This is a genomic window from Burkholderia sp. AU39826 (assembly GCF_020419965.1).
Classification (GTDB): domain Bacteria; phylum Pseudomonadota; class Gammaproteobacteria; order Burkholderiales; family Burkholderiaceae; genus Burkholderia; species Burkholderia semiarida.
Map to the genome: position 1 here is coordinate 39,209 of NZ_JAIZQG010000024.1, position 21,173 is coordinate 60,381.

Annotated in this window: 23 protein-coding genes and 1 pseudogene; 15 read left to right on the plus strand and 9 right to left on the minus strand. The window is 69.7% G+C overall.

Going from position 1 to position 21,173, the window contains the following annotated elements; all coding sequences use genetic code 11:
- Positions 1–6: 6 nt before the first annotated feature.
- Entirely contained in the window at positions 7–1,047 is a 1,041-nt protein-coding gene (locus LGM42_RS28370) for a bifunctional nicotinamide-nucleotide adenylyltransferase/Nudix hydroxylase (protein ID WP_060310627.1), read from the minus strand.
- Between the two features lie 191 nt (positions 1,048–1,238).
- On the opposite strand from LGM42_RS28370, the gene LGM42_RS28375 reads away from it, so the two are divergent.
- Positions 1,239–1,691 carry an SRPBCC family protein gene (locus tag LGM42_RS28375; RefSeq protein ID WP_059584660.1) on the plus strand — a complete coding sequence of 151 codons (453 nt, stop codon included), beginning with the start codon at positions 1,239–1,241 and terminating at the stop codon, positions 1,689–1,691.
- Here LGM42_RS28375 and speD read toward each other — a convergent pair.
- The 5 genes from speD to LGM42_RS28400 are packed head-to-tail and all read right to left on the minus strand — an operon-like array spanning position 1,619 to position 5,192.
- A complete protein-coding gene (gene speD, locus LGM42_RS28380; protein WP_226234012.1) occupies positions 1,619–2,071 on the minus strand; it encodes an adenosylmethionine decarboxylase in 453 nt (150 codons plus the stop codon). The two genes, LGM42_RS28375 and speD, sit on opposite strands and share 73 nt — an antisense overlap.
- On the minus strand, positions 2,068–2,217 hold the full coding sequence (locus LGM42_RS28385; RefSeq protein WP_155634559.1) for a hypothetical protein: 150 nt from the start codon (positions 2,215–2,217) through the stop codon (positions 2,068–2,070). The genes speD and LGM42_RS28385 overlap by 4 nt, the downstream gene beginning before the upstream one ends.
- Positions 2,214–3,728 (minus strand): DUF4178 domain-containing protein, encoded by a 1,515-nt coding sequence (locus LGM42_RS28390; protein WP_226234014.1) that lies wholly within the window; start codon positions 3,726–3,728, stop codon positions 2,214–2,216. Before LGM42_RS28390 ends, LGM42_RS28385 begins: the two co-directional genes overlap by 4 nt.
- 9 nt (positions 3,729–3,737) lie before the next feature.
- Positions 3,738–4,778 (minus strand): SPFH domain-containing protein, encoded by a 1,041-nt coding sequence (locus LGM42_RS28395; protein WP_226234015.1) that lies wholly within the window; start codon positions 4,776–4,778, stop codon positions 3,738–3,740.
- 27 nt (positions 4,779–4,805) lie between these two features.
- Complete coding sequence (locus tag LGM42_RS28400) at positions 4,806–5,192, minus strand: DUF350 domain-containing protein (protein WP_099317695.1); 387 nt, start codon at positions 5,190–5,192, stop codon at positions 4,806–4,808.
- Between the two features lie 121 nt (positions 5,193–5,313).
- Between LGM42_RS28400 and LGM42_RS28405 the strand changes: the two genes are divergently transcribed.
- From LGM42_RS28405 to LGM42_RS28425, 5 genes are all read left to right on the plus strand, one after another.
- Complete coding sequence (locus LGM42_RS28405) at positions 5,314–6,828, plus strand: polyamine aminopropyltransferase (protein ID WP_069617304.1); 1,515 nt, start codon at positions 5,314–5,316, stop codon at positions 6,826–6,828.
- Complete coding sequence (locus LGM42_RS28410; protein ID WP_226234017.1) at positions 6,828–8,447, plus strand: NAD(P)/FAD-dependent oxidoreductase; 1,620 nt, start codon at positions 6,828–6,830, stop codon at positions 8,445–8,447. Before LGM42_RS28405 ends, LGM42_RS28410 begins: the two co-directional genes overlap by 1 nt.
- A gap of 124 nt (positions 8,448–8,571) precedes the next feature.
- Positions 8,572–9,336: an N-acetylmuramoyl-L-alanine amidase family protein gene (locus LGM42_RS28415; RefSeq protein ID WP_226234019.1), complete on the plus strand. Its 765-nt coding sequence runs from the start codon at positions 8,572–8,574 to the stop codon at positions 9,334–9,336.
- Between the two features lie 55 nt (positions 9,337–9,391).
- Positions 9,392–9,781 carry a lysozyme inhibitor LprI family protein gene (locus LGM42_RS28420; protein ID WP_059584645.1) on the plus strand — a complete coding sequence of 130 codons (390 nt, stop codon included), beginning with the start codon at positions 9,392–9,394 and terminating at the stop codon, positions 9,779–9,781.
- Positions 9,782–9,848: 67 nt separating this feature from the next.
- Positions 9,849–10,379 carry a GNAT family N-acetyltransferase gene (locus LGM42_RS28425; RefSeq protein ID WP_060310618.1) on the plus strand — a complete coding sequence of 177 codons (531 nt, stop codon included), beginning with the start codon at positions 9,849–9,851 and terminating at the stop codon, positions 10,377–10,379.
- Between the two features lie 25 nt (positions 10,380–10,404).
- Here the strand turns inward: LGM42_RS28425 and LGM42_RS28430 are convergent.
- Positions 10,405–10,569: pseudogene (locus tag LGM42_RS28430) on the minus strand (glutamine synthetase); the annotation flags it as partial.
- Positions 10,570–10,982: 413 nt separating this feature from the next.
- Between LGM42_RS28430 and LGM42_RS28435 the strand changes: the two are divergent.
- The 9 genes from LGM42_RS28435 to LGM42_RS28475 all read left to right on the plus strand — a co-directional run bounded on the left by LGM42_RS28435 (position 10,983) and on the right by LGM42_RS28475 (position 20,282).
- Positions 10,983–12,131 (plus strand): acyl-CoA dehydrogenase family protein, encoded by a 1,149-nt coding sequence (locus LGM42_RS28435; protein ID WP_226234021.1) that lies wholly within the window; start codon positions 10,983–10,985, stop codon positions 12,129–12,131.
- Positions 12,132–12,166: 35 nt separating this feature from the next.
- Positions 12,167–12,571: a thioesterase family protein gene (locus LGM42_RS28440; RefSeq protein ID WP_059584619.1), complete on the plus strand. Its 405-nt coding sequence runs from the start codon at positions 12,167–12,169 to the stop codon at positions 12,569–12,571.
- A gap of 17 nt (positions 12,572–12,588) precedes the next feature.
- On the plus strand, positions 12,589–13,608 hold the full coding sequence (locus LGM42_RS28445) for a nitronate monooxygenase (protein ID WP_226234024.1): 1,020 nt from the start codon (positions 12,589–12,591) through the stop codon (positions 13,606–13,608).
- A complete protein-coding gene (gene pheA / locus LGM42_RS28450; protein WP_226234026.1) occupies positions 13,605–14,747 on the plus strand; it encodes a prephenate dehydratase in 1,143 nt (380 codons plus the stop codon). The genes LGM42_RS28445 and pheA overlap by 4 nt, the downstream gene beginning before the upstream one ends.
- Positions 14,744–15,415, plus strand: coding sequence for a hypothetical protein (locus tag LGM42_RS28455; protein WP_060968649.1), 672 nt, complete (start codon positions 14,744–14,746; stop codon positions 15,413–15,415). Before pheA ends, LGM42_RS28455 begins: the two co-directional genes overlap by 4 nt.
- Positions 15,412–15,936: a shikimate kinase gene (locus LGM42_RS28460; protein WP_226234028.1), complete on the plus strand. Its 525-nt coding sequence runs from the start codon at positions 15,412–15,414 to the stop codon at positions 15,934–15,936. Before LGM42_RS28455 ends, LGM42_RS28460 begins: the two co-directional genes overlap by 4 nt.
- A 163-nt stretch (positions 15,937–16,099) precedes the next feature.
- Positions 16,100–17,545: an efflux transporter outer membrane subunit gene (locus LGM42_RS28465; protein ID WP_226234030.1), complete on the plus strand. Its 1,446-nt coding sequence runs from the start codon at positions 16,100–16,102 to the stop codon at positions 17,543–17,545.
- Positions 17,542–18,741 carry an efflux RND transporter periplasmic adaptor subunit gene (locus LGM42_RS28470; protein WP_060011813.1) on the plus strand — a complete coding sequence of 400 codons (1,200 nt, stop codon included), beginning with the start codon at positions 17,542–17,544 and terminating at the stop codon, positions 18,739–18,741. Before LGM42_RS28465 ends, LGM42_RS28470 begins: the two co-directional genes overlap by 4 nt.
- A gap of 2 nt (positions 18,742–18,743) precedes the next feature.
- On the plus strand, positions 18,744–20,282 hold the full coding sequence (locus tag LGM42_RS28475) for a DHA2 family efflux MFS transporter permease subunit (RefSeq protein WP_059639816.1): 1,539 nt from the start codon (positions 18,744–18,746) through the stop codon (positions 20,280–20,282).
- 215 nt (positions 20,283–20,497) lie between these two features.
- Here LGM42_RS28475 and LGM42_RS28480 read toward each other — a convergent pair whose 3' ends face one another.
- Together LGM42_RS28480 and LGM42_RS28485 are read right to left on the minus strand one after the other, a co-directional pair.
- Positions 20,498–20,809 (minus strand): DUF1330 domain-containing protein, encoded by a 312-nt coding sequence (locus LGM42_RS28480; RefSeq protein ID WP_059584607.1) that lies wholly within the window; start codon positions 20,807–20,809, stop codon positions 20,498–20,500.
- Entirely contained in the window at positions 20,806–21,162 is a 357-nt protein-coding gene (locus LGM42_RS28485; protein WP_059585100.1) for a non-heme iron oxygenase ferredoxin subunit, read from the minus strand. Before LGM42_RS28485 ends, LGM42_RS28480 begins: the two co-directional genes overlap by 4 nt.
- Positions 21,163–21,173: the final 11 nt, after the last annotated feature.

Below are 21,173 nucleotides of genomic sequence, written 5' to 3' on the forward strand. Positions count from 1 at the left end.
AGCGCGTCACAGCTTCCCCAGGAAGTGATATGCGATGTCGAAGTGATCCTCGAACATCACGTTGCGCATCTGCGCGAATTCGTTGAGCGGGACCCAGCGCGCCTTGTCGGCGTCGTCGCTGCCCTTCACGCGCGGCAGCTCGCCGGTCGGAAAGCTGAACAGGCACGCATGCGTGATCGTGCGGCCGCGCAGCGAGCGCGTCGGGTGATCGAACACCTGGCGATCCTTGATCGAGCCGCGCAGCACCGGCTCCGGCAGCTTGAGCCCGGTTTCCTCGCGCAATTCGCGGATGCAGGCCGCATCGAGCCGTTCGTCCTGGTTCACGAAACCGCCCGGCAGCGCCCACAGGCCGCGGCCCGGTTCGCTGCGGCGGCGCACGAGCAGGATATGCCCCGAGTGCACGACCACCGCGTCGACCGTCACGAACGTGACGGGATACGGCGCGGCCGCCCACGCCTTGCGATACGCGGCGATGAATTCGGCTTCCGACTTCAGTTGCGCGAATTCCGGCTGCGTGCGGAACCGCTCGAGCCAGCCGAACACGGGTTCCGGCACGGCCCACTGCACGAAGCTGTTGGTTCGTTCGGCGAAATACTGGTCGCGGATTTCGGTCGCGGAAATGTCTTCCGTCGCGTCGACGTCGACGAGCTCCCATTGCGGGAACATCCGCAGGTAGTACGACGTGGCGTCCTTCTCGTGGCCGATCAGCCCGACCTTGCGCTGCGCGACGTCGCCGAGCGCGGAGGCAACCGCGTCCTGCACCCAGCGCACCCAGTCGCCGTCGTTGTAGGTCGAATCCTGCAGCGGCGCGATCGTCACGCGATCGCGCTCGGACGCGTCGAGCAGCGAAGCCAGCATCTGCCGGCGCTCGTCGAACGAGAACGGATCCTTGATGGTGCGGGGCTTGTCGGTCGACCCGATCAGCACGCACACGCGCTCGGCCCGGCTCAGTGCCGACTTCAGCACGTTCAGGTGACCACGATGCGGAGGCTGGAAACGACCAATGAAAACGAGCGCGTCGAAGCGCCGGTTCTGTTGCGTACTCATGAGGCTCCCTCAAGAGATTGAAACGCTCCGGGTCTGTCCCGAAGGGTTGAAGTGAATCCTAGGGGAAATCCCGGGGTACGTCAATCGAGCAGGGTCGAGCTCGCACTCGACTTGACGAAGTCTGACGAAACACCGTTTATTGGCGCGTTACACTCGATTGCATCCCATTCCGCAACCTGGCGCCCGCCCTCATGAGGATCTCAGTCAGCCGGACCGTCGACGTCGATCGCAGGCGCCTCTTCACGTGGTCGCAGGACTACGGCCGGCGGCTCGTGTGGGACAACTTCCTCATCGATGCGTATCTGCCCGACGGAACGACCGCCGACGTCGGCGTCGACGCGTTCTGCCGCAGCCGGTCGGGCGCGACGATGGTGTCGCGCTACATCTCGTACCGTCCGCCGCAGGTCGCCGCCGTCGAAATGGTCGAAGGACCGAAGGTGCTCGAACGCTTCAGCGGCAGCTGGAACTTCACCGAGCACACGCCCGGGTCGACCGAGGTGAAGTTCACGTACCACTTCCGGGCGCAGCCGTCGTGGCTGCGCTGGCTGCTGGAGCCGCTGATCGGCGCGTTCTATCTCGTGCAAACGCGCCGGCGTCTCGATTCGTTCAAGCGCTGGGCCGAAGCCGAAGCGCTGCCGCGCTGATCGGCGCCGCCGCCGCGCGCCACCTGCTGCCGAACCTGCGCATGCGTGCCGAGCGCCGTGGCGATCGCATCGACGGCATCGGCCGCGCGCGCCGCGCCGCACATGAACGCGTCGACGGCCGCGAAACGATGCTCGGGCCACGTATGGATCGTGATGTGCGACTCCGCCAGCAGCACGACGCCCGTCACGCCATGCTCGCCGCCGAAATGGTGGAAGTGCGCGCCGATCACGCGCGCGCCGGCCCGTTGCGCCGCGTCGGTGAGGATCGCCTCGAGCCGCGCGGCGTCGCGCAGCAGCGCCGCGTCGATGCCGGCCAGGTCGGCCAGCACGTGCGAGCCGAGCACCGCGCAGGGCGGCGCGATCCCGTCGCGCGCGGTCATTTGTGCGACCCGTACGACGAGTAGCCGCTGCGCGCGGAGGAACTGCCCCACCCGCCACCGCCCGAACCGCCGCCGCCGATCGACGCGCAACTGAACAGCGTGACGACGATCAGGCCGTAGATGCCGTAAAGGATGTACCGGATCACGCGTTGCCCCCGTCCGACGCAAAACGCGCCCACAGCCATTCCGGCAGCCACAGCACCAGCAGGCCGACCAGCACGTAGACGGAGCGTCCGGTAAACGAGAACAGCGAACCCAGGTTGAAGATCACGAGCAACGCGCTGAACATGAACGGCAGCGGCGCGAAACTGTGCGGCCCCTTCCTGCCGAACAGGCCCGTCGATTCGGTGGCGCCCGCGGCAGCCGCGGCGGCTGTCGCAAGCGCCGGCGTGCCGAAACGCTCGGCGAGCGCGCTGCCCGACAGCGGCCGCGCACGCGACCAGACGATCTCCGCATCACTGCGCTCGCGCGTCAGCTTGTCCTTCTGCCAGCCGTAGTCGACGATCGACGTGCGGTCGCCCGCCTGCACGCGCCAGTTGAATGCCCCGACCACGTAGACGACCTCCGATTCGTATTCCTCGCGCAAACGGTAGGTCTTGCCGCCATCGGTCACGCTGGATTCGCCGCCGATCGTCGGCCAATGGTCGAGCACCTGCACGCGCTCCCAGCGCCCTTCGCTTTGCACCAGCCACAGGAAGCCGCGCTTCGGGTTCAGCAGCAGGTATTCGTCCCATGTCTCGGCGTCGCCCGGCACCCGGCAGCGCATCATGCCGATCACCGTGTACTTCACGCCGTCGAACGTGCCGATCGCGCCGAGTTCGAGCGCGCCCTTCACCGATTCGAGCTTGCGCTGCGCCGCGAACACGGTCTGCTGCTCGGCCGTGCACTGCACGCCCGCGTGGCAGTTGCCGCACACGACGTAGTCGGCCACGTTCGGCGCATAGGACAGTGGCGCACCGCAGCTCGGGCACGCGAACGGCACCATCTCCGCGCCGCGTTTCTCGCGCATATCGTTTTCGCTATCGCGCAAGCCCGTGAACGCGAGCGCATCGAATTCCAGCGCCTCGCCCGAATAGACGGCCGGGATGCCGCCGTTCGACTCGGCGTCCGAATAGTCGTAGGTCGCGAATGCATTGCCGGTGCGCAGGTCGACGACGCGCGCTTCCCACCCGGCATCGACGCGGAACGGCAGCTCGCCGTCGCCGCCCGTGCAGCGTGCGGTACGCACGTCGGACACCAGATACGCGCGGCCGCCGTGGTCGATCCGCATGCCCGGTTCGAGCGTGCCGAATGCGGGCCACGCTCGGCCTGCCGCATCGTCGGGTTCGCGCACCGTGATCGCGTACTGGCCCGACGCATCCGACAGCCATCCGAACGCGCCGTCGTCGAACACGACGTACCATTCGCTCCACGCGCCGGCGTCGTAGGTCATCTGGAGGCGGCCGAGCACCGTGAACACGCGGTTACCGTAGCGCCCGGCCGTGCCGATCTGGATCGGCGATGCATCGTCGAGCACCGTGGCCAGTTCGCCGATACGCTCGACGTCGGCGCCGCGCTTGAGCAGCGTGCTGCGGCAGAACGCGCAGACGGCCATCACCGCCGCGGCCGAGCGAAACTCGACCGGCGCGCCGCATTGGGGGCACGAGGTACGGAACATGCGCGACGCTTACCGCGTGAGCTTCGCGAGGATCTCGGCCTTCGCGCGCGAATATTCGTCTTCGGTCACGAGGCCCTTGTCGAGCAGCGCCTTCAACTGCTCGAGCCGCTGCACGTAATCGGTGCCCTCGGCCGCTGCCGCGGCGATCGGCGCCGCAACGGGCGCCGGCGGCGCAGCCTGCGCCGGTTGCGCGGCGCCCGCGATCTGGCCGGCCATCGCCTGGCCGATCGCCGCACCGGCGGCCAGCCCCGCGCCGACCCCGGCGATGCCGCCCGGGTTTTGCGCGGCGAGCGGAATCGCCTGCGCGGTCTGGTATTGCGTGGCGCGCGCGAGATCGCCGGCCATCCCCGCTCCGATCCGCAGATCGAGGGCCTTTTGCAGCTCGGCCGGCAGCGACACGCTCTCGACCGCGAACGCGTCGAGCGCGAGCCCGTAGCGCGTGAACACCGGCACCAGCGCGTCGGCGACACGCTGCGACAGCAGCGACTGGTTCGCGGCCATGTCGACGAACGGCACGTCGGCCGAGCCGAACGTCGTGCTCATCGCGGTGACGACCAGGTTGCGCAGTTGCTGCTCGAGATCGTCGACCGTATAGGCCGCGCGCGTGCCGCTGACCTCGCGATGGAACGCGGCCGCATCGACGATCCGGTACGAGTAGATGCCGAACGCGCGCAGTTGCACGAAGCCGAATTCGCGATCGCGGATCGTTACCGGCTGCGCGGTACCCCACCGCCGGCCGAGCTGCAACCGCGTGCTGAAGAAGTAGACGTCCGATTTGAAAGGCGACTGAAAGAATTTGTCCCAGTTCTTCAGGTTCGTGAGCACCGGCAGCGTGCGCGTTTCCAGCGTATAGAGCCCCGGCTGGAACACGTCGGCAACCTTGCCCTCGTTGACGAAGATCGCGACCTGCGTTTCGCGCACGGTCAGCTTGCCGCCGTACTGGATTTCCTGGTCTTCCATCGGATAGCGCCAGGCCAGCACGCCGTCGGTGTCTTCCGTCCATTGCAGGACGTCGATGAACTGCTTGAGGATGAATGAACCCAGACTCATGTCGGTCTCCTCGAAGCGCGTGGCGCGTCAGGTCAGGCAGGCGGCATTGATGATGCCGACGACGAGCGACGCGGTGCCCATCAGGCCGCCCATCGCGACGTTGCGATCCTCGATCGCATGATTCATGCCGGGCATCACGCGCGTCAGCACCACATAGGTGATCAGTTGCACGATCATCGCGCCGACGGCCCAGATCACGACTTCGCCGAGCGTGGAATTGTGCGCGATGCTGGACGCGAGCGTCAGGCAGAAGCCGATCAGCGCGCCGCCGAACGACAGCGTCGCGGCCGCGTTGCCGTCGCGGATCAGCGCGAGTTCGTCGAACGGGGTGACCTTCAGGTACACTGCCGCGAACACGAGAAGCAGCACGAACGCCGACAGTAAATGAACCGCATAAAGATAGGCACTATTCATTCTTTTCCTCGGATTTTGTGCTCGGTTCGCCGCCCCGTCGCCGGTCGGCCCGCGCGGGGCCGCCAGACGAAAATCCGCGCCAGTATATCCACATTGCCGAACACTGCACAACGGATGCGCGATGCTGCATAAGCGTGCGCTCGTCCTGTCGATCCTCGTGCTCGCGTCGTGCGGGCTCGGCTATGAACTGATCAGCAGCGCGCTGTCGAGCTACCTGCTCGGCGATTCGATCCTGCAGTTCTCGTCGGTGATCGGCTGCTACCTGTTCGCGATGGGGATCGGCTCGTGGCTCGCGAAGTTCGTCGAGGACGACGACGTGCTCGATCGCTTCGTCGACATCGAGTTGCTCGTCGGCCTGCTCGGCGGCGTATCGGCCGCGCTGCTGTTCGTCGTGTTCGCCTGGCTCGCCGCACCGTTTCGCGCGGCGCTTTACGCACTGGTGCTCGCGCTCGGCCTGCTGATCGGGATGGAAATTCCGCTCGTGATGCGCGCGTTCCAGCAGCGGCGCCAGGCGTTCCGCCATACCGTCAGCGAGGTGCTGACCTTCGACTATCTCGGCTCGCTCGCCGTGTCGCTGATCTTCCCGCTCGTGCTGGCGCCGCGTCTCGGCCTGCTGCGTACGAGCTTCCTGTTCGGGCTCCTGAACGCATTCGTCGCACTGTGGACGACCCACCTGTTCCGCGACGAAATCCGCAACGTGCGCGGCAAGCTGATGCGCGCGTCGCTCGTGATCGGGCTGCTGATCGCCGGGTTCGCGCTGTCGGAGCGCATCACGCACTGGGCCGAGCATGGCGTATACGGCGACGAGACGATCTATTCGGAAACGACGCCGTATCAGCGCATCGTGCTCACGCAGTGGCATGACGACATGCGGCTGTACCTGAACGGCAACCTGCAATTCTCGTCGCGCGACGAGCACCGCTATCACGAAGCGCTGATCCATCCGGCCATCGAGGCGCTGCCGTGGGCCAAACGCGTGCTCGTGCTGGGCGGCGGCGACGGCCTCGCGGTGCGCGAACTGCTCAAGCACCGCAATCTCGAACGCATCACGCTCGTCGATCTCGATCCCGCGATGACGAAGCTGTTCTCGACGTCCGCGCCGCTCGTCAAGCTGAACCAGGGCGCGCTGAAGGATCCGCGCGTGCAGGTGATCAACGACGACGCGGTGCGCTGGCTCGAATCGAATGCCGACGTGTACGACGCGATCGTCGTCGACTTCCCCGATCCGACCAACTTCGGGCTCGGCCGCCTGTATTCGGTGCCCGTATTCCGGCTGCTCGCGCGGCACCTGTCGGAGAACGGCTACACGGTGATCCAGTCGACGTCGCCGTATTTCGCGCCGCATGCGTACTGGACCATCATCGCGACGCTGCGCGAAGCCGGGTTCAACACGTGGCCGTACCACTGCTACGTGCCGTCGTTCGGCGACTGGGGCTTCGTGATCGCCGGCAAGCGCCGCGATTTCACGGTGCCGACGCACTACTCGGTGCCGACGCGCTGGCTCGATCCGCAAACGGCCGCCGAGATGTTCCACTTTCCGGCCGACATGCCGGCGCTGCCGATGTCGCCGAACGAACTCAACGACCAGCCGCTCGTGCGCCGCTTCGACGACGACTGGAAGCACGTACTGCGCTGATGGACCGTCGCACGTTCCTCGTCGCGTCGGCGGCCGCGTCGCTCGCCGCCTGCGGCCGCACCGGCTGGATCGAGACGACGCCGCGCATCGACTACCCCGGCATGCGCGAAGGCCATGCGCTGCGCGACCATGCCACGCTGCCGCCGCCGTCCGGCACGATCGAGACGGACGTCGCGATTCTCGGCGCCGGCGCGGCCGGGCTGTCGTGCGCATGGCAGCTCGCGCGCGCCGGTCATACGCGCTTCACGGTCCTCGCCGGCCCCGAATTCGGCGGCAACGCGGCCGGTGGCCGCTTCGGCGAGCTCGGCTATCCGACGGGCGCGCACTACCTGCCGCTGCCGTCGCTCGAATCCGTGCATCTGCGCGACATGCTCGCCGATCTCGGCGTGATCGAATCCGCGCCGTTCTCCGCGCGCCCCGTGTACGACGAGCGTGCCCTCGTCCACGCACCGGACGAACGGCTGTTCATCGGCGGGCAGTGGCAGGACGGCATCGTGCCGACCGCCGGCCTCGACGCCGACGCACTCGCGCAGCAGGCGCGCTTCTTCGCGTACACCGACGGGCTGCGCACCGCGCGCGGCACCGACGGCCGCAAGGTGTTCTGCATCCCGATCGCGGAATCGTCGCGCGACCCGCGCTGGCGCGCACTCGACCGGCGCTCGTTTCGCCAGTGGCTGCGCGACGAGGGCTACACCGCGAAGGCGCTACACTGGTATCTGGACTATTGCTGCCGCGACGACTACGGCGCCGGTTACGAGCACGTCTCCGCATGGGCCGGGCTGCACTATTTCTCGTCGCGCGGCGGCCATGCGGGCGACGCGGGCGACGGCGCGGTGCTGACCTGGCCCGACGGGCTGCACACGATGGTGACGAAGCTGGGCGATTCGATCGCCGCACGCACCGGCTCGAACGCATGGTCGCGGGACGGCTTCGCGGTGCGCGCGACCGAACGTGCGGGCGGCGTCGACGTGCTGTGCGCCCGCGTCGGCCACGACGGCGCGCTGTCGACGTTCATGCTGAAGGCGCGCCGGGTCGTTTCCGCGATGCCGCTGTTCGTCGCGGCGCGCGTGTTTCCGCAGATGCCCGCATACGGCTTCGATCCCGCGCGCGATCTGCCGCCGCGCGCGCCGTGGCTCGTGTCCAATTTCCTGCTCGACGGCATGCCGGCCGAGGAAGCCGGCGTACCGCTCGCGTGGGACAACGTCGTCTACGACAGCGTGGGGCTCGGCTATGTCGTGTCGACGCACCAGTTGATCCGGATGTCGCCGCCGACGCGCTCCGTCTTCTCCGCCTATCAGGCATTGAGCACGCAAACGCCGGACGATACGCGCCGCTGGCTCGCGCAGGCGAAGCCCGACGCGTTGCGCGAGCAGGCGGCAATCGACCTGCAGGCCGTGTACGGACGCGAGCTGTGGAAGCATGCGACCGCGCTCGAGATCACCGTGCGCGGCCATGCGATGGCGACACCCGACGTCGGCTTCCTGAGCCGACCGGGGCTGCTCGCGCTGCGCGATGCCGACGGCCCCGTCGTGTTCGCGCATGCCGACCTGTCCGGGCTGTCGCTGTTCGAGGAAGCGTCGTACTGGGGCATGCTGGCGGCCCGGCGCGTGCTGGCCTGACAACCGCCGTTCGTCATTGCGGCGTCGCCGCCACCCGCTATAATCGCGCGACATTCCGACTGCATTGAGCAGGCCGACGGTGGCGCGCCGTTCGACGCACCGCACGCCCTTCTCGACAACAACAATGACGAACCGAACCCTCCGACGCCTTCGCCCGCTCGTGCGCGCCGCCGCGCGCGTGCTCGCGTGCGCTCCGCTCCTCGGCGCGCCACTGGCGCTGCATGCGGCCGACGCCGCCGGCACGACCGTCGCCGCGCCCGCGTCCGGGCGCTACATCGTCGTCGACACCGGCCATACGCCCGCGCATCCGGGCTCCACCGGCGCCAGCGGCCGCGTCGAATACCTGTACAACCTCGACCTGTCCGGCGCGGTCGCCGACACACTCGCCGCACACGGCGATCGCGTGCTGCGCACGTCGGCGGACGGCCGCGAGATCGCGCTCGATCGGCGCTCGACGCAAGCGCCCGACGCGAACCTGTTCGTATCGATCCATCACGACTCGATGCAGCAACAGTTCATCGACGCGGGCCGGCAGCGCGAATTCCGCGGCTTCTCGGTGTTCGTGTCGGCGCGCAACCCGCACTATGCGGAAAGCCTGCGTTGCGCGAAGGCGATCGCCGAGCGGCTGGTCGCGGCCGGCGAACGGCCGTCGCTGTATCACGCGCAGCCGATCAAGGGCGAGAACCGCCCGCTGATCGACCCGCCACTCGGCATCCATCGCTTCGACGATCTCGTCGTGCTGCGCACCGCGCCGATTCCCGCCGTGCTCGTCGAGGCGGGCGTGATCGTCAATCCGGACGAAGAAGCGCGGCTCGCGCGACGCGAGACGATCCAGCGCCTGTCCGCCGCGATCGCGGGCGGCATCGACGCGTGTACGACGCCCGGATAAACGACGGTATCGCCCGCCCGGTTCACCGGTTTTCACCCCAGTCAGGAGACTCACCATGAAGAAAAAGAATCTGCTCGCGTCCTGCGCGTTGCTCGCCCTTGCCGTTCCGTTCGCCGCGCATGCGGCCGGCTGCGGGAAGCCGCGCAGCGCGTTCGACCAGGTGTATTGCACGAGCACGCAGTTCTCGCAGTCCGACCGCGATCTCAACGACGAGTACGGCCGGCTGCGCAAGCAACTGAGCGGCGACCAGCAGGCGGCGCTGAAGTCCGGGCAACTCGCGTGGCTGAAACAACGCGATGCGCAGTGCAGCGAGACGCGCGGCAGCAGCTACCTCGTCGATATCCAGTGCGCGAACGACATGACGCAGGCGCGGCTGTCGTTCCTGCGCGAGCGTGAGCGCGAATGCTCGAGCACCGGGTGCGTGACGTCGAAGCTCGGGGAGTAAGGGCGTCGTTACCCATGCCACGCCGCGACGCGTTTTGCGGCGCGGCGCCTTCGAACGCGAGGAACGCATGGCACCGAACACGACGACGATCGACATCCGCGCGGCCACGTCCGCCGAGGCATCGACCATCGCCGACATCCACGTCGCGTCGTGGCAAGCCACCTACACGGACATCATGCCGGCCCCGTTCCTCGCCGCCGGCGTGTCGGTCGAAAAACGGACGGCCGCCTGGCGCCAGGCACTCGACGCAGGACGGCCGCGTGTCGCGCTCGCGTTCACGACCCACGCACCGGCCGGTTGGATCGCATACGGTCCGACGCGCGACACCGACAAGGATCGTGCCTGGGGCGAAATCGAAGCGATCTATCTGCATCCATCGCATTGCGGGCAAGGCATCGGCGCATTGCTGGTCGACCATGCATGCCGATCGCTGCATGACGCAGGCCATGCGTGGGTGTCGCTGTGGGTACTGGTCAAAAACCGTCGGGCAAGCGCGTTCTACGAGCGCGAAGGTTTCGTCGCCGAACCCGACATCAAGACGTTCGAGATCGACGGTGCACCGATCGAAGAAGTGCGCTACTGGCGCGCGCTTCCCTGATCCGCTTTTCCGGCGCGCACGGCAATCACGGAAACCACCGGTACTCCCGCGCGCCGATCTCGTTGCCGAAATCCAGCTCCTCCTGGCGTTTGCTCTCGCAATACACCATCACGAACTCGCCGCCGAGCCCTTCTCGCACGGCCGGATGATCCCGCATCGCGGCCACTGACGACAGCATCTCCTTCGGAAAGGTGTGCGGCAACGAAACGAGCGCCGCGAATTCGACGCGATCACATCGCGCGTCTCCTGATGATCTGTACTGCGAAACCAATCGAATCGACCCGAACGACGAAGCGTCGACAGTTCGACCTCGTGTCGCCTCCACGAGCGGGGCGCGGCCGATCGTTCGCCCACCGGCGCGCAATCGTCTCCCGTCATCGACGCGCCGCGACGCCGCGGACGGCCGCGCGGCGCGAGCGCCGATGTACGCGACGCGCGTCAAGATCCCCTCCGGCAATCGCGCTCCGCCGCCCATCGCCTCGCCGATCACGCTCGCTTCACTCCCCGCTGCGCGCCGCGCCGAAGTGCAATAACTGACAGTTTCTCGTCCGGGCGCTTTTCATTAGATTGGCGACACGATCCCTGCAAAGCCCGCGCCCCGACATGACTCTCACCGCCAGCGAAGCACAGCACACGACGACCGCCGCGTACCGGGACATCGCCGAACGCCATGCGCGTTCCGCCCCTTGCGGCGCCTTCCATCGCGACGCATGGGATGCCTTGTCGGACGCGGGACTGTGGCGCCTGCCGGTACCGCGCGAACTCGGCGGCGCGGGCGGCACGTGGCACGACTTCGTCGATGCCTTCGAAGCGGTCGCCGCGGCGCTGCGCTCCGTCGGCTTCGCGATGGCGCTCGCCAATCAGGCGACGCTGATTCGCGCGATCGTCGCATACGGTTCCGACGCGCAGCGCACACGGCATCTGCCGTCGCTGCTGTCCGGCGCCATCGGCGCCACGGCGATCTCCGAGAAAGGTACCGGCACCGAAGTGCGCGCGCTCGAAACGTGCCTCGTTCGCGACGGCGACCACTACCGGCTCGACGGCCACAAGTACAACATCAGCCACGCGCCCGAAGCGCGCCTGATGATGATCGTCGCGACGCTGACCGGCGACGGCAAGCCGGCCACCGCGCTGCTGCTGATCGATCCCGAACGCGCGGGCGTGCGGCGCAGCGCCCCGCAGGCGACGTTCGGCGTCGCGGATCTTCCGATCGGCGATCTCGCGCTGTCCGGCGTGCGCGTCGACGCCGACGAACTGCTCGGCACGCCCGGCGACGGGCTGCGCCTGCTGATGGACATCGCGTCGATGAATCGCGCGCTGTTCGGCCTGCTGTGCGCGAACGTCACCCAGCCGTTCCTCGCCGACGCGCTCGCGCATGCCAGCGGCCGCAAGACGCTCGGCGTCGCGCTGGACGCCCATCAGCACGTGCAGCGCCGGCTGGTGGACGTCCAGGTCGGCATCGAACGCACGCGCTGGACGGCGCGCGCGGCGCTCGATCAACTCGTCGGGCAACGTCCCGAGGCGCTCGCGAACTGTTCGATCGCGAAGCTCGCGGGCGCGCGCGATCTCGCGCAGGCCGCGCTGCACCTGCTCGCGATTCACGGCAGCGACGGCTACCGGCGCGGCCCGCTCGCCACCTTCGTCGCCGACGCGCTGGCGATGGGCTCGGCCGGCGGCACCGAGGAAATGCATTACCGCAACATCTTCAGCCAGATGCAACGACGCGCGGCCGCCACGGCGCGCGCGGCGTGAGCGTTCACCCTTCCATCCCCCTTCAGGAGCTGCCCTTGACTATCCAGACTGGCCTGCGTGCCCGCGCCACCCACCGCGTCGACACGATTTCGCTCGCCGATCAATGGGGAGGCGAAGCGCACGCGCTCGCGAGCCCGATCATGATCATCTTCATCGAACAGACCTGCATGCAGGCGACCGACCATCTGCTGCCGGCCGGGCAGATGACGGTCGGCTACAACTTCGAGATCAAGCATCTCGCGCCGACGCCGCCCGAATGGGAGGTGACGGTCGACGCCGAACTGATCGAGGTCGACGGCCGCATGATGACGTACCGGGTCGAGGTGCGCGACGCGGTGGGCGTCGTCGGCGAAGGCGTGCATACGCGCTGCGCGGTCAGCCGCGACGGCTTCCACCGCCGCCTGGACGAGCGGCGCGACAGCGCGGCGCTCGTGCGCTGACGAGCCGGAGCCCGACCATGATTCCGCTTCCGCTGCAGGGTCTCCGGCTGCCGGTGATTGCGTCTCCGATGCTGATCGCGAGCTATCCCGAGATGGTGCTCGCCCAGTGCAGGAGCGGGATCGTCGGCGCATTTCCGGCGCTCAACGCGCGGCTCAGCGCGCAGCTCGGCGACTGGATCGACACGATCGACGGCACGCTGCGCGCGTACCGGGAGGCCCATCCCGATGCGCCGGTCGGCCCGTACGCGGTCAACCATATCTGCCATCCGTCGAATCCGCGCGTCGAACAGGATCTGCGCATCTGCATCGAGCGCCGCGTGCCGCTGATGATCACGAGCCTGCGCGCGCCGTCGCGCGACATCGTCGACGCGATCCACGCCTACGGCGGGATCGTGCTGCACGACGTCACGACGGTGCGACATGCGCAGAAGGCGCTGGAAGCCGGCGTCGACGGCCTCGTCCTCGTCGCGGCGGGCGCGGGCGGCCACGCCGGCACGCTGTCGCCGTTCGCGCTGGTCACGGAAGTGCGGCGCTTCTACGACGGCTTCATCGCGCTGTCCGGCGCGATCGCGACGGGCGACGCGATCGCCGCCGCGCGCGCGCTCGGCGCCGACTTCGCGTACATCGGCACGCGCTTCCTGGCGTCGCACGAAGCCAACGTGGTGCAGCGCTACAAGGACACGATCGTCGAAGCCAGCGCTGCCGACATCGTCTACACCGATGCATTCACCGGCGTCCACGGCAACTACCTGCGCCAGAGCATCGAGGCGGCCGGGCTCGACGCGCGCCGGCTCGCACGGGTCGACGGCGCGCAGCTCGATTTCTCGCCGGACGGCGGCGCGAAGCAGTGGCGCGACATCTGGGGGGCCGGCCAGGGCGTCGGCGCGATGGACGCGGTGCTCAGCGTGGCCGACATCGTCGAACGCCTCGCGGCCGAATACGCGCGCGCCGTCGCACGCATGCAGCCGGGCGCGGCGGCGCACGTCGCCGCGCATCGGCCGGCCGTTTCCTCCGCTTCACGGATCGACACGCCATGACGCCGACCGAACTTGCCGCCCCGTCGTCCGTCGACGATGCGATCGCGCGACGCCGCGCGCGGATCGACGTGATCGACGCCCAGCTTCTCGAACTGATCGGCCAGCGCATCGCTCATGCAACCGAGATCGGTCATCTCAAGCGGCATGCGGGGCTCGCGGTGCGGCAGCCCGCCCGCGAAGCGTCGATCGTGGCCGAGCTGTGCACGCGCGCGCCGTGGGGGCTGCGCGACCGCGACCTGCGCGCCATCTGGCAGACGCTGTTCAGCGCGAGCCGTGACGCGCAAGCGCTGCCGTCCGTCGCGTTCCTCGGCCCGTCAGGCACCTACACCGAAACCGCGATGCTCCGTCATTTCGGCGAGTTCGCCCGCGGGCAGGCGCACGAGACGATCGACGCCGTATTCGACGCGCTCGCGCGCGGCGACGCGGAATGCGCGGTCGTGCCGATCGAGAATTCGTCCGAAGGCGCCGTGACCCGCACGCTCGACCTGCTGATCGCGCAGGCGGCGAGCGTCACGGGCGAGATCGAACTGCCGGTCGCGCACTGCCTGCTGAGCGCCAGCGGATCGCTCGCCGGCGTCGACAGCGTGGTCGGCCATCCGCAGGCGCTCGCGCAATGCCGCGCGTGGCTCGACGCGCATGCGCCCGGCCTGCGCCGCATCCCGGTGTCCAGCAACGCGGTGGCCGCGCGGGAGGCGGCGCACCTGTATGACTGCGCGGCGATCGCCGGTGAGCCCGCGGCCGCGCTTTACGGACTGCGAATCGTTGCCAGCGCGATCCAGGATCACCCGGACAACCACACGCGCTTCGTGATCGTCGGTGGCCAGGCGCCCGCGCCGACCGGCCACGACCGCACGAGCATCGTGCTGCGGCCGACCGATGCGCCCGACGCGCTCGCGCGCGTATTCGACGCGCTCGCCCGACACCGCGCCCCGCTGCTGTGGGTCGGCGTGCGCCCGGCACGCGGCGCCGGCCATGCGTATCGGTACTGCATCGATTTCGGCGGGCACCTGCTCGATCCGAACGTGCGCGCGGCGCTCGACGAGATGGCGCCCGCCGCGTCCGAGCTGCGCGTTCTCGGCGCCTATCCGCGAGCCGCGGGTTGTCCCGACCGGCACGCCGACGGCCCGGCCGCATCATGACGACGGCGCCCGCTTCGTCCCGCGTCGCCGCCCGGCTGCTCGCGATTCGCGACGGTCGCGACGATCGCCTGCTCGTGCTGTGCGGCATCGCCGCGGCGGACTGCCTGTCGCTCGCCGCCGGGCGATGGCTGCGCGCGTTGCGCGCCGAATACGACGACGAACTGGAGCTGCTGCCGTTCGTGCGCGGCACACCCGACGCCGCCGGCACCGCGTGCCTGCTGCGGCGCTGCGAGCGCCTCCGGCTTCCCGCGGTGGCGATCGGCGACAGCCTGGCGACCGCCTATGGCCGCTGGCGCGCATGCCTGCCCGCGGCGCCGCTGACCTGGCGAGTGCTGGAGACATCCGCCGCACGGGCCGCGACGCCGCTGCCCGGCGGCCTGCTGGCGCGCTGGCCGGTACGCCCGGCCGAGCCGGTCGACTGGCCGCGCTCGCGCCGCGTCGTTGCAGATCTCGGCGTGGCATCGCCGGCGCTCGGCGCGCGAATCGGCGCGCTCGCCGACGCACTGTGCGACGGCACGCTCGTGGTCGCCGGCATTGCGCTGGACACGGCTCCGGGCGCGCCTCACACCTTCGTCACCGATGCGCTGGACCCGCTCGCCAACTACGTCCGGATGCAGCGCATCGCCGCCGTGACCCGCCGCGCGCCGTCGCTGCGGAGCCGCCTGTGAGCCCGCGCCCGCAGGCCGGCCCGATGCGCATCGCGCTCGTCGGCATGCCCGGCGCCGGCAAGACAACCGTCGGCAGCGCACTGGCCCGCGCACTCGCGCTGCCGTTCGTCGACGCCGACCGCGAACTCGAACGCCGCTTCGGCGCACCCATCGCCGCGCAATTCCATGCGGGCGACTTCCGCGCACGCGAAGCCGACGTCATCGACGCGCTGACCGGCGGGCCGGCGCTCGTGCTCGCGACCGGCGGCGGCGCCGTGCTGCGCGACGACACGCGCGCCCGGCTCGGCCAGCGCTGTTTCGTGATCCATCTCGCGAGCGATCTCGACACCCTGTGGCACCGCACGCGCGGCGACGCGTCCCGCCCGTTGCTGAACGTCGCCGACCCGCGCGCCGCGCTCGCCGCGCTGCACGACGCGCGCGAATCGCTGTACCGCGCGTGCGCGCACTGCCGCATCGATACCTCCGGCCAGTCCGTCGCACAAACGCTCGCGGCCGCGCTCGACGCACTCGCCATCGCGTAACCCGCGCGCCTCTGTCCTTCCCCTTCCGCTTTTCGACGATGCCGGCCGCCGGTGCGGCCGGTGCGGCCGACTGCCATTTCTACCAGTTGCCGATCGTCGAATAATATCTAAAGATATATTTTTAGATACAGACCGTTCGCCTTCACGCGACAGGAAATCGACCATGCCCCTCCTCATCGACCGAGCGTGCGGCGCGCGCCGCCTGGTTCCCGCGCTCGCCGCGCTCGCGATCGCCGGCTGCGCCCCGTTCGGCCCGCAACGCCCGGCGGCGCGGATCACGCCCGTCGAGCAACTCGACGCGGGCGCCGCGATTCGCTCCGCCGGCGCCGGCTCGCCGACGATCGCCGAACGCTGGTGGACCGCGTTCGGCGACGCGCAGCTGGATCGCCTCGTCGACGATGCGCTGGCCGGCGCACCGACGCTGCAGGCGCAGCGCGAACGTGTCGCGCAGGCGCTGGCCGACGCCGACGTCGAAAACGCCGCGCTGCTACCGCAGCTCGGCGCGACGGCGAGCGCGGTGCCGACGCGCCTGCCGGGCAGCTATCGGACGCCGCCGCCCGCGGCCGGACACTGGCAGGTCGACGCGCAGGCGCTCCTCGGCGCGTCGTGGGATCTCGACATCGCCGGCCGGCAGCACGCGCTGGCGCGCGCCGCCGCGCTGCGCGCGGATCAGCAGCGCGCGCTCGAGCATGCGGCCGCCGTGTCGCTGCAGGCGGCGATCGTCGAAACGTACCTGCAGCTCGCGCTGGAACAGCAACTGCTCGCGATCGCGCGCGATACGCTCCAGCAGCACAGCTATCTGCTGCGCCTCACGTCGCAACGCGCCGACGCCGGCCTCGACATGCAGGTGGCCGTGCTCAGGGCGAGCGAACCCATTCCGCACGCGCAGGCCGACATCGACACGCATGCGGCCGCCTCGGCCCGGCTGCGCCACCGGCTCGCCGCGCTCGTCGGTCGAGGGCCCGGTTACGCCGACGCGCTGACGCCCGCCGCGCCGCCGGCGGTGGCGTTGCCGATGCCGGCCGTCCTGCCCGCGGCGCTGATCGGCCGCCGGCCGGACGTCCTGGCCGCACGCTACCGGGTCGAAGCCGAAGCGGCGAACATCGATGCCGCGCGCGCCGCGTTCTATCCGGACGTCAATCTGCTGGCCTTCGCCGGCGTGCAGGGCTTCGGCTTCCGCGCTCTGTTCCACGGCAACAGCGGCACGCTCGGCGCCGGCCCCGCGATCACGCTGCCGATTTTCGAGGGCGGGCGCCTGCGCGCCGGCCTGCGCGTGCAAACCGCCGCCTACAACGCCGCCGTCGCGACGTACGACGACACGGTCGTCAACGCGCTCGCGCAGGTCAGCGACACCCTCGTCCAGATCGACACGCTCGGCCGGCAGCGGGCGCTTCAGCGCGAGGCGCTGGCGCGCGCGCAACGGACCTACACCATCGAAACGCAGCGCTACCGGAAAGGCATTTCCGGCTACCTCGACGTCCTGCTCGCCGAAGGCCGGCTGCTCGAGGATCGCGCATCGGTCGCCCGCGCGGATGCGTCGTTCGCGATCGAGCACGCCCGCCTGATCGCCGCGCTCGGCGGCGCCACTTCCACTGGAGTCGCACAATGAACCGTCCCGAATCCCCCGCCGCCGAGCCCTCGCTGCAACGCACGCGCCGGCGCTACTTCCGCTGGTTCTTCATCGCGCTCGCCGGCGCGGCCGGCCTCGCCGCCGCCGCGTGGGCCACCACGCGCGGCACCGAGACGACCGACGATGCGTACGTATCCGGCGACGTCGTGCAGATCTCGCCGCAGATCGGCGGCACCGTCGACGCCGTGCGCGTGCAGAACGCCGACTGGGTCCGGCCCGGCGACCTGCTGTTCAGCGTCGACAAGACCGATGCACGGCTCGCGCTGGACGAAGCGGTCGCGCAACTCGCGCACGCGGTGCGCCAATACCGCACCGCGCATGCGGACGTGGTGCGCGAGGAAGCGCAGATCCGGGTGCGGCGCACCGAATGGGCCAAGGCGAACGACGACCTGCAGCGCCGGCTGAGCCTCGCGCAAGACGGTGGCGTGTCGCGCGAGGATCTTCGCCATGCACGCGACGCGATGGACGGCGCGGCAGCCGCGCTGAACGCGCAGCAGGCCGCCTACGACGCGACGCTCGCGCGCACCGACGGCACGTCGATCGACACGAATCCGCTCGTGCGCGCGGCGGCGGCCCGCGTTCGCAGCGCGGCGCTCGCGCTGCGCCGCACCGAAATACACGCGCCGCTCGGCGGGCTCGTCACGCGCCGGGTCGTGCAGGTCGGCCAGCACGTGTCGCCCGGCACGCCGTCGCTGGCGCTCGTGCCGCTCGATCACGTGTGGGTCGAGGCCAACTTCAAGGAATCGCAACTGCGCGGCATGCGCGCCGGGCAGCCGGTCGAGCTGTTCTCGGATCTGTACGGCAGCGACGTGGTGTTCCACGGGCGCGTCGTCGGGCTCGAAGCCGGCACCGGCGCCGCCTTCGCGGCCGTGCCCGCGCAGAACGCGACCGGCAACTGGATCAAGGTCGTCCAGCGCGTGCCGGTCCGGATCGCGCTCGATCCCGCCGAGCTGCGCGCGCACCCGCTGCGTATCGGCCTGTCGATGACGGCCTCGGTGCCGGTCGATCGCGGCCCCGGCACCGCGTCGGCGTCGCCACCCGCCCGTGCGCCCGAAGCGCGCCGGTCGATCGACGCCACGTCGATCTATCGTGAGGATGACGAAGCGGGCGACGCGCTCGTCGCCGAGACGATTCGCGCGAACAGCGGCGCCCGTCCGCTCGCGCCGGGAGCCTGACGATGCGCTTCTTCTCCAGGAACGCGGCGCCGAAACTGCCGCTGGAGCCGCTTGCCGGCATGCCGCTGGCGCTCGTCGCGATCGCGGTCAGCGTCGCGAATTTCATGCAGACGCTCGACCTGACGATCGCGAACGTCGCCGTCCCGACCATCGCGGGCGATCTCGGCGTCGCACCGGACATGGGCACGTGGATGCTGACCTCGTTCGCGACGCCGCTCGCGATCACGCTGCCGCTTACCGGCTGGCTCACGCAGCGCTTCGGCCAGGTGCGGCTGTTCCGCGTGTCGGTGCTGCTGTTCGTGGTCACGTCGATCCTGTGCGGGATGGCGCCGAACTTCGAGTCGCTGCTGGTGTTTCGCGCGCTGCAGGGCGCCGCGTCGGGCCCGATCACCGCGCTGTCGCAGGCGCTGCTGATGGCGGTGTTCCCGTCGACGCGCCGCCACGTCGCGCTGGCCGTGTGGCAGACCACGACGTTCGTCGCGCCGGTGCTCGGGCCGATCGCCGGCGGCTGGATCACCGACAACCTGAGCTGGCCGTACATCTTCTACGTGAACGTGCCGCCAGGCGTGCTCGTGCTCGGCGTGCTCGCACGGCTGCTGAAGGGGCGCGACAACGCGACGCGGCGGCTGCCGGTCGACGTCGTCGGGCTGCTGCTGCTCACCGCCGCGTTCGGTTCGTTCCAGTTGCTGCTCGATCGCGGCCAGAACCTCGACTGGTTCGCCTCCGACGAAATTCGCATGCTGGCGGTCGTAGGCATCGCGTCGTTCGTCGCGCTGGTCCTCTGGGAGCTGACCGACGACCATCCGATCGTCGACCTGCGGCTGTTCGCGGACCGCAACTTCACGACGAGCACGCTCGCGATCACGGTCGGCTTCGGGCTCTACTTCGGCGCGCTGGTGCTCGTGCCGCTGTGGCTGCAGACCCAGCAGGGATACACGGCCACCTGGGCCGGCATCGCCACCGCGCCGCTCGGCGTCGCGGGGATCGTGATCGCGCCGCTGCTCGGCCGCTTCCAGGGCCGCACCGATCCGCGCCTGCTCGCGACCGTCGCGCTCGTCGGCTGGGGCGCCGCGTCGTTCTGGCGCATGCATTTCAACAGCGACGTGACCCTCGGCGACATCGCCGCCAATTCGCTGCTGATGGGCGCCGCCACCGCGTTCTTCATCACGCCGCTCGTGTCGCTTTCGCTCGCCGGGCTGCCCCGCGAGCGGCTACCCGCGGCATCCGGGCTGCAGAACGCGCTGCGCCGGATCGGCACCAGCGTCGCGACCTCGGTCGCGCCGACCTACTTCGAGCGTCGTTCCCGCGTGCACAACACCTATCTCGTCGACCACATCACGCCGTACGATTTCGCCTCCGCCGACTGGTTCGCGCGGCTCGATCACGCGGGGCTGTCGCCGTCCGGCGCGCTCGCGTCGGTCTCGCATGCGATCGACGTCGAAGCGCACATGCTCGCGCTGAACGATTTCTCGTTCGGCTGCCTGCTGCTGTTCGGCGCGACGCTGCTGGCGGTCTGGTCGATCCGCTCCCGCCACGCGTGACGCGCGACGGAAAACATCCGGAAGCCGTCTCGCCCGGCAGGAGCGACTGACCGGCTAACCGGGCGGCGGGCGGCGCAAGCCCCTGCCGGACCGCATCGCCGTCATGGATGAATCGGCCTGGCGGGCCGCGCTCGACGGCACCGCGAATGAAAAAAGGGGCTGTCGCGCCGATCGACACGGCGCGCAGCCCCTTCAACTGCGCCGCTTAACGCGGATCAACGCGGGTCGCTGGGCGCCGGCACGTAGCCGTCGGCGAGGATGCCGATCGTCCGCGCGGCCGGCTCGCGCAGGCGCTTGGCCGCCTGATAACCCTCCGACCGATACCACTCGCGGGCGCGCTCCGCCGACTCGAATTCGAGCACGACGACGCGCTTGGGCGCCCAGTCTCCTTCCAGCGTCTCGACTTCGGCGCCGCGCACGAGGAAGCGCCCGCCGTACTCGGCCACCGTCGGCGCGCCGAGCCGGCGGTACGCCTGGTAAGCGTCGACGTCGTGCACGTCGATGTCGAATATCACGTACGCGCTCATGATCGCGCCTCCGCGGGCGCCGGCGCCGCCGCGTCGGCCGGCGCGAGCTGCACGAACACGCGGCCGTTCTCGATCTTCACCGGGTAGGTGTGCACGCACGTCGTCAGCGGCGCGCACAGCGCCATGCCGGTCCGCACGCTGAAGCGCCCCTGGTGCAGCGGGCATTCGATCTCGTCGTCGAGCAGGAAGCCGTCGCTCAATCGCGCGTCGCCATGCGTGCACTGGTTCTCGGTCGCGAAGATCTCGTCGCCGACCGCATACAGCGCGATGTCGCGGCCCCCCACCCAGACGCCGAGTATTCCGTCGGCGCGCACCGTTTCCGGCGCGACTGCATCGATCCATTCCGTAGTCACGTTCGGCACCT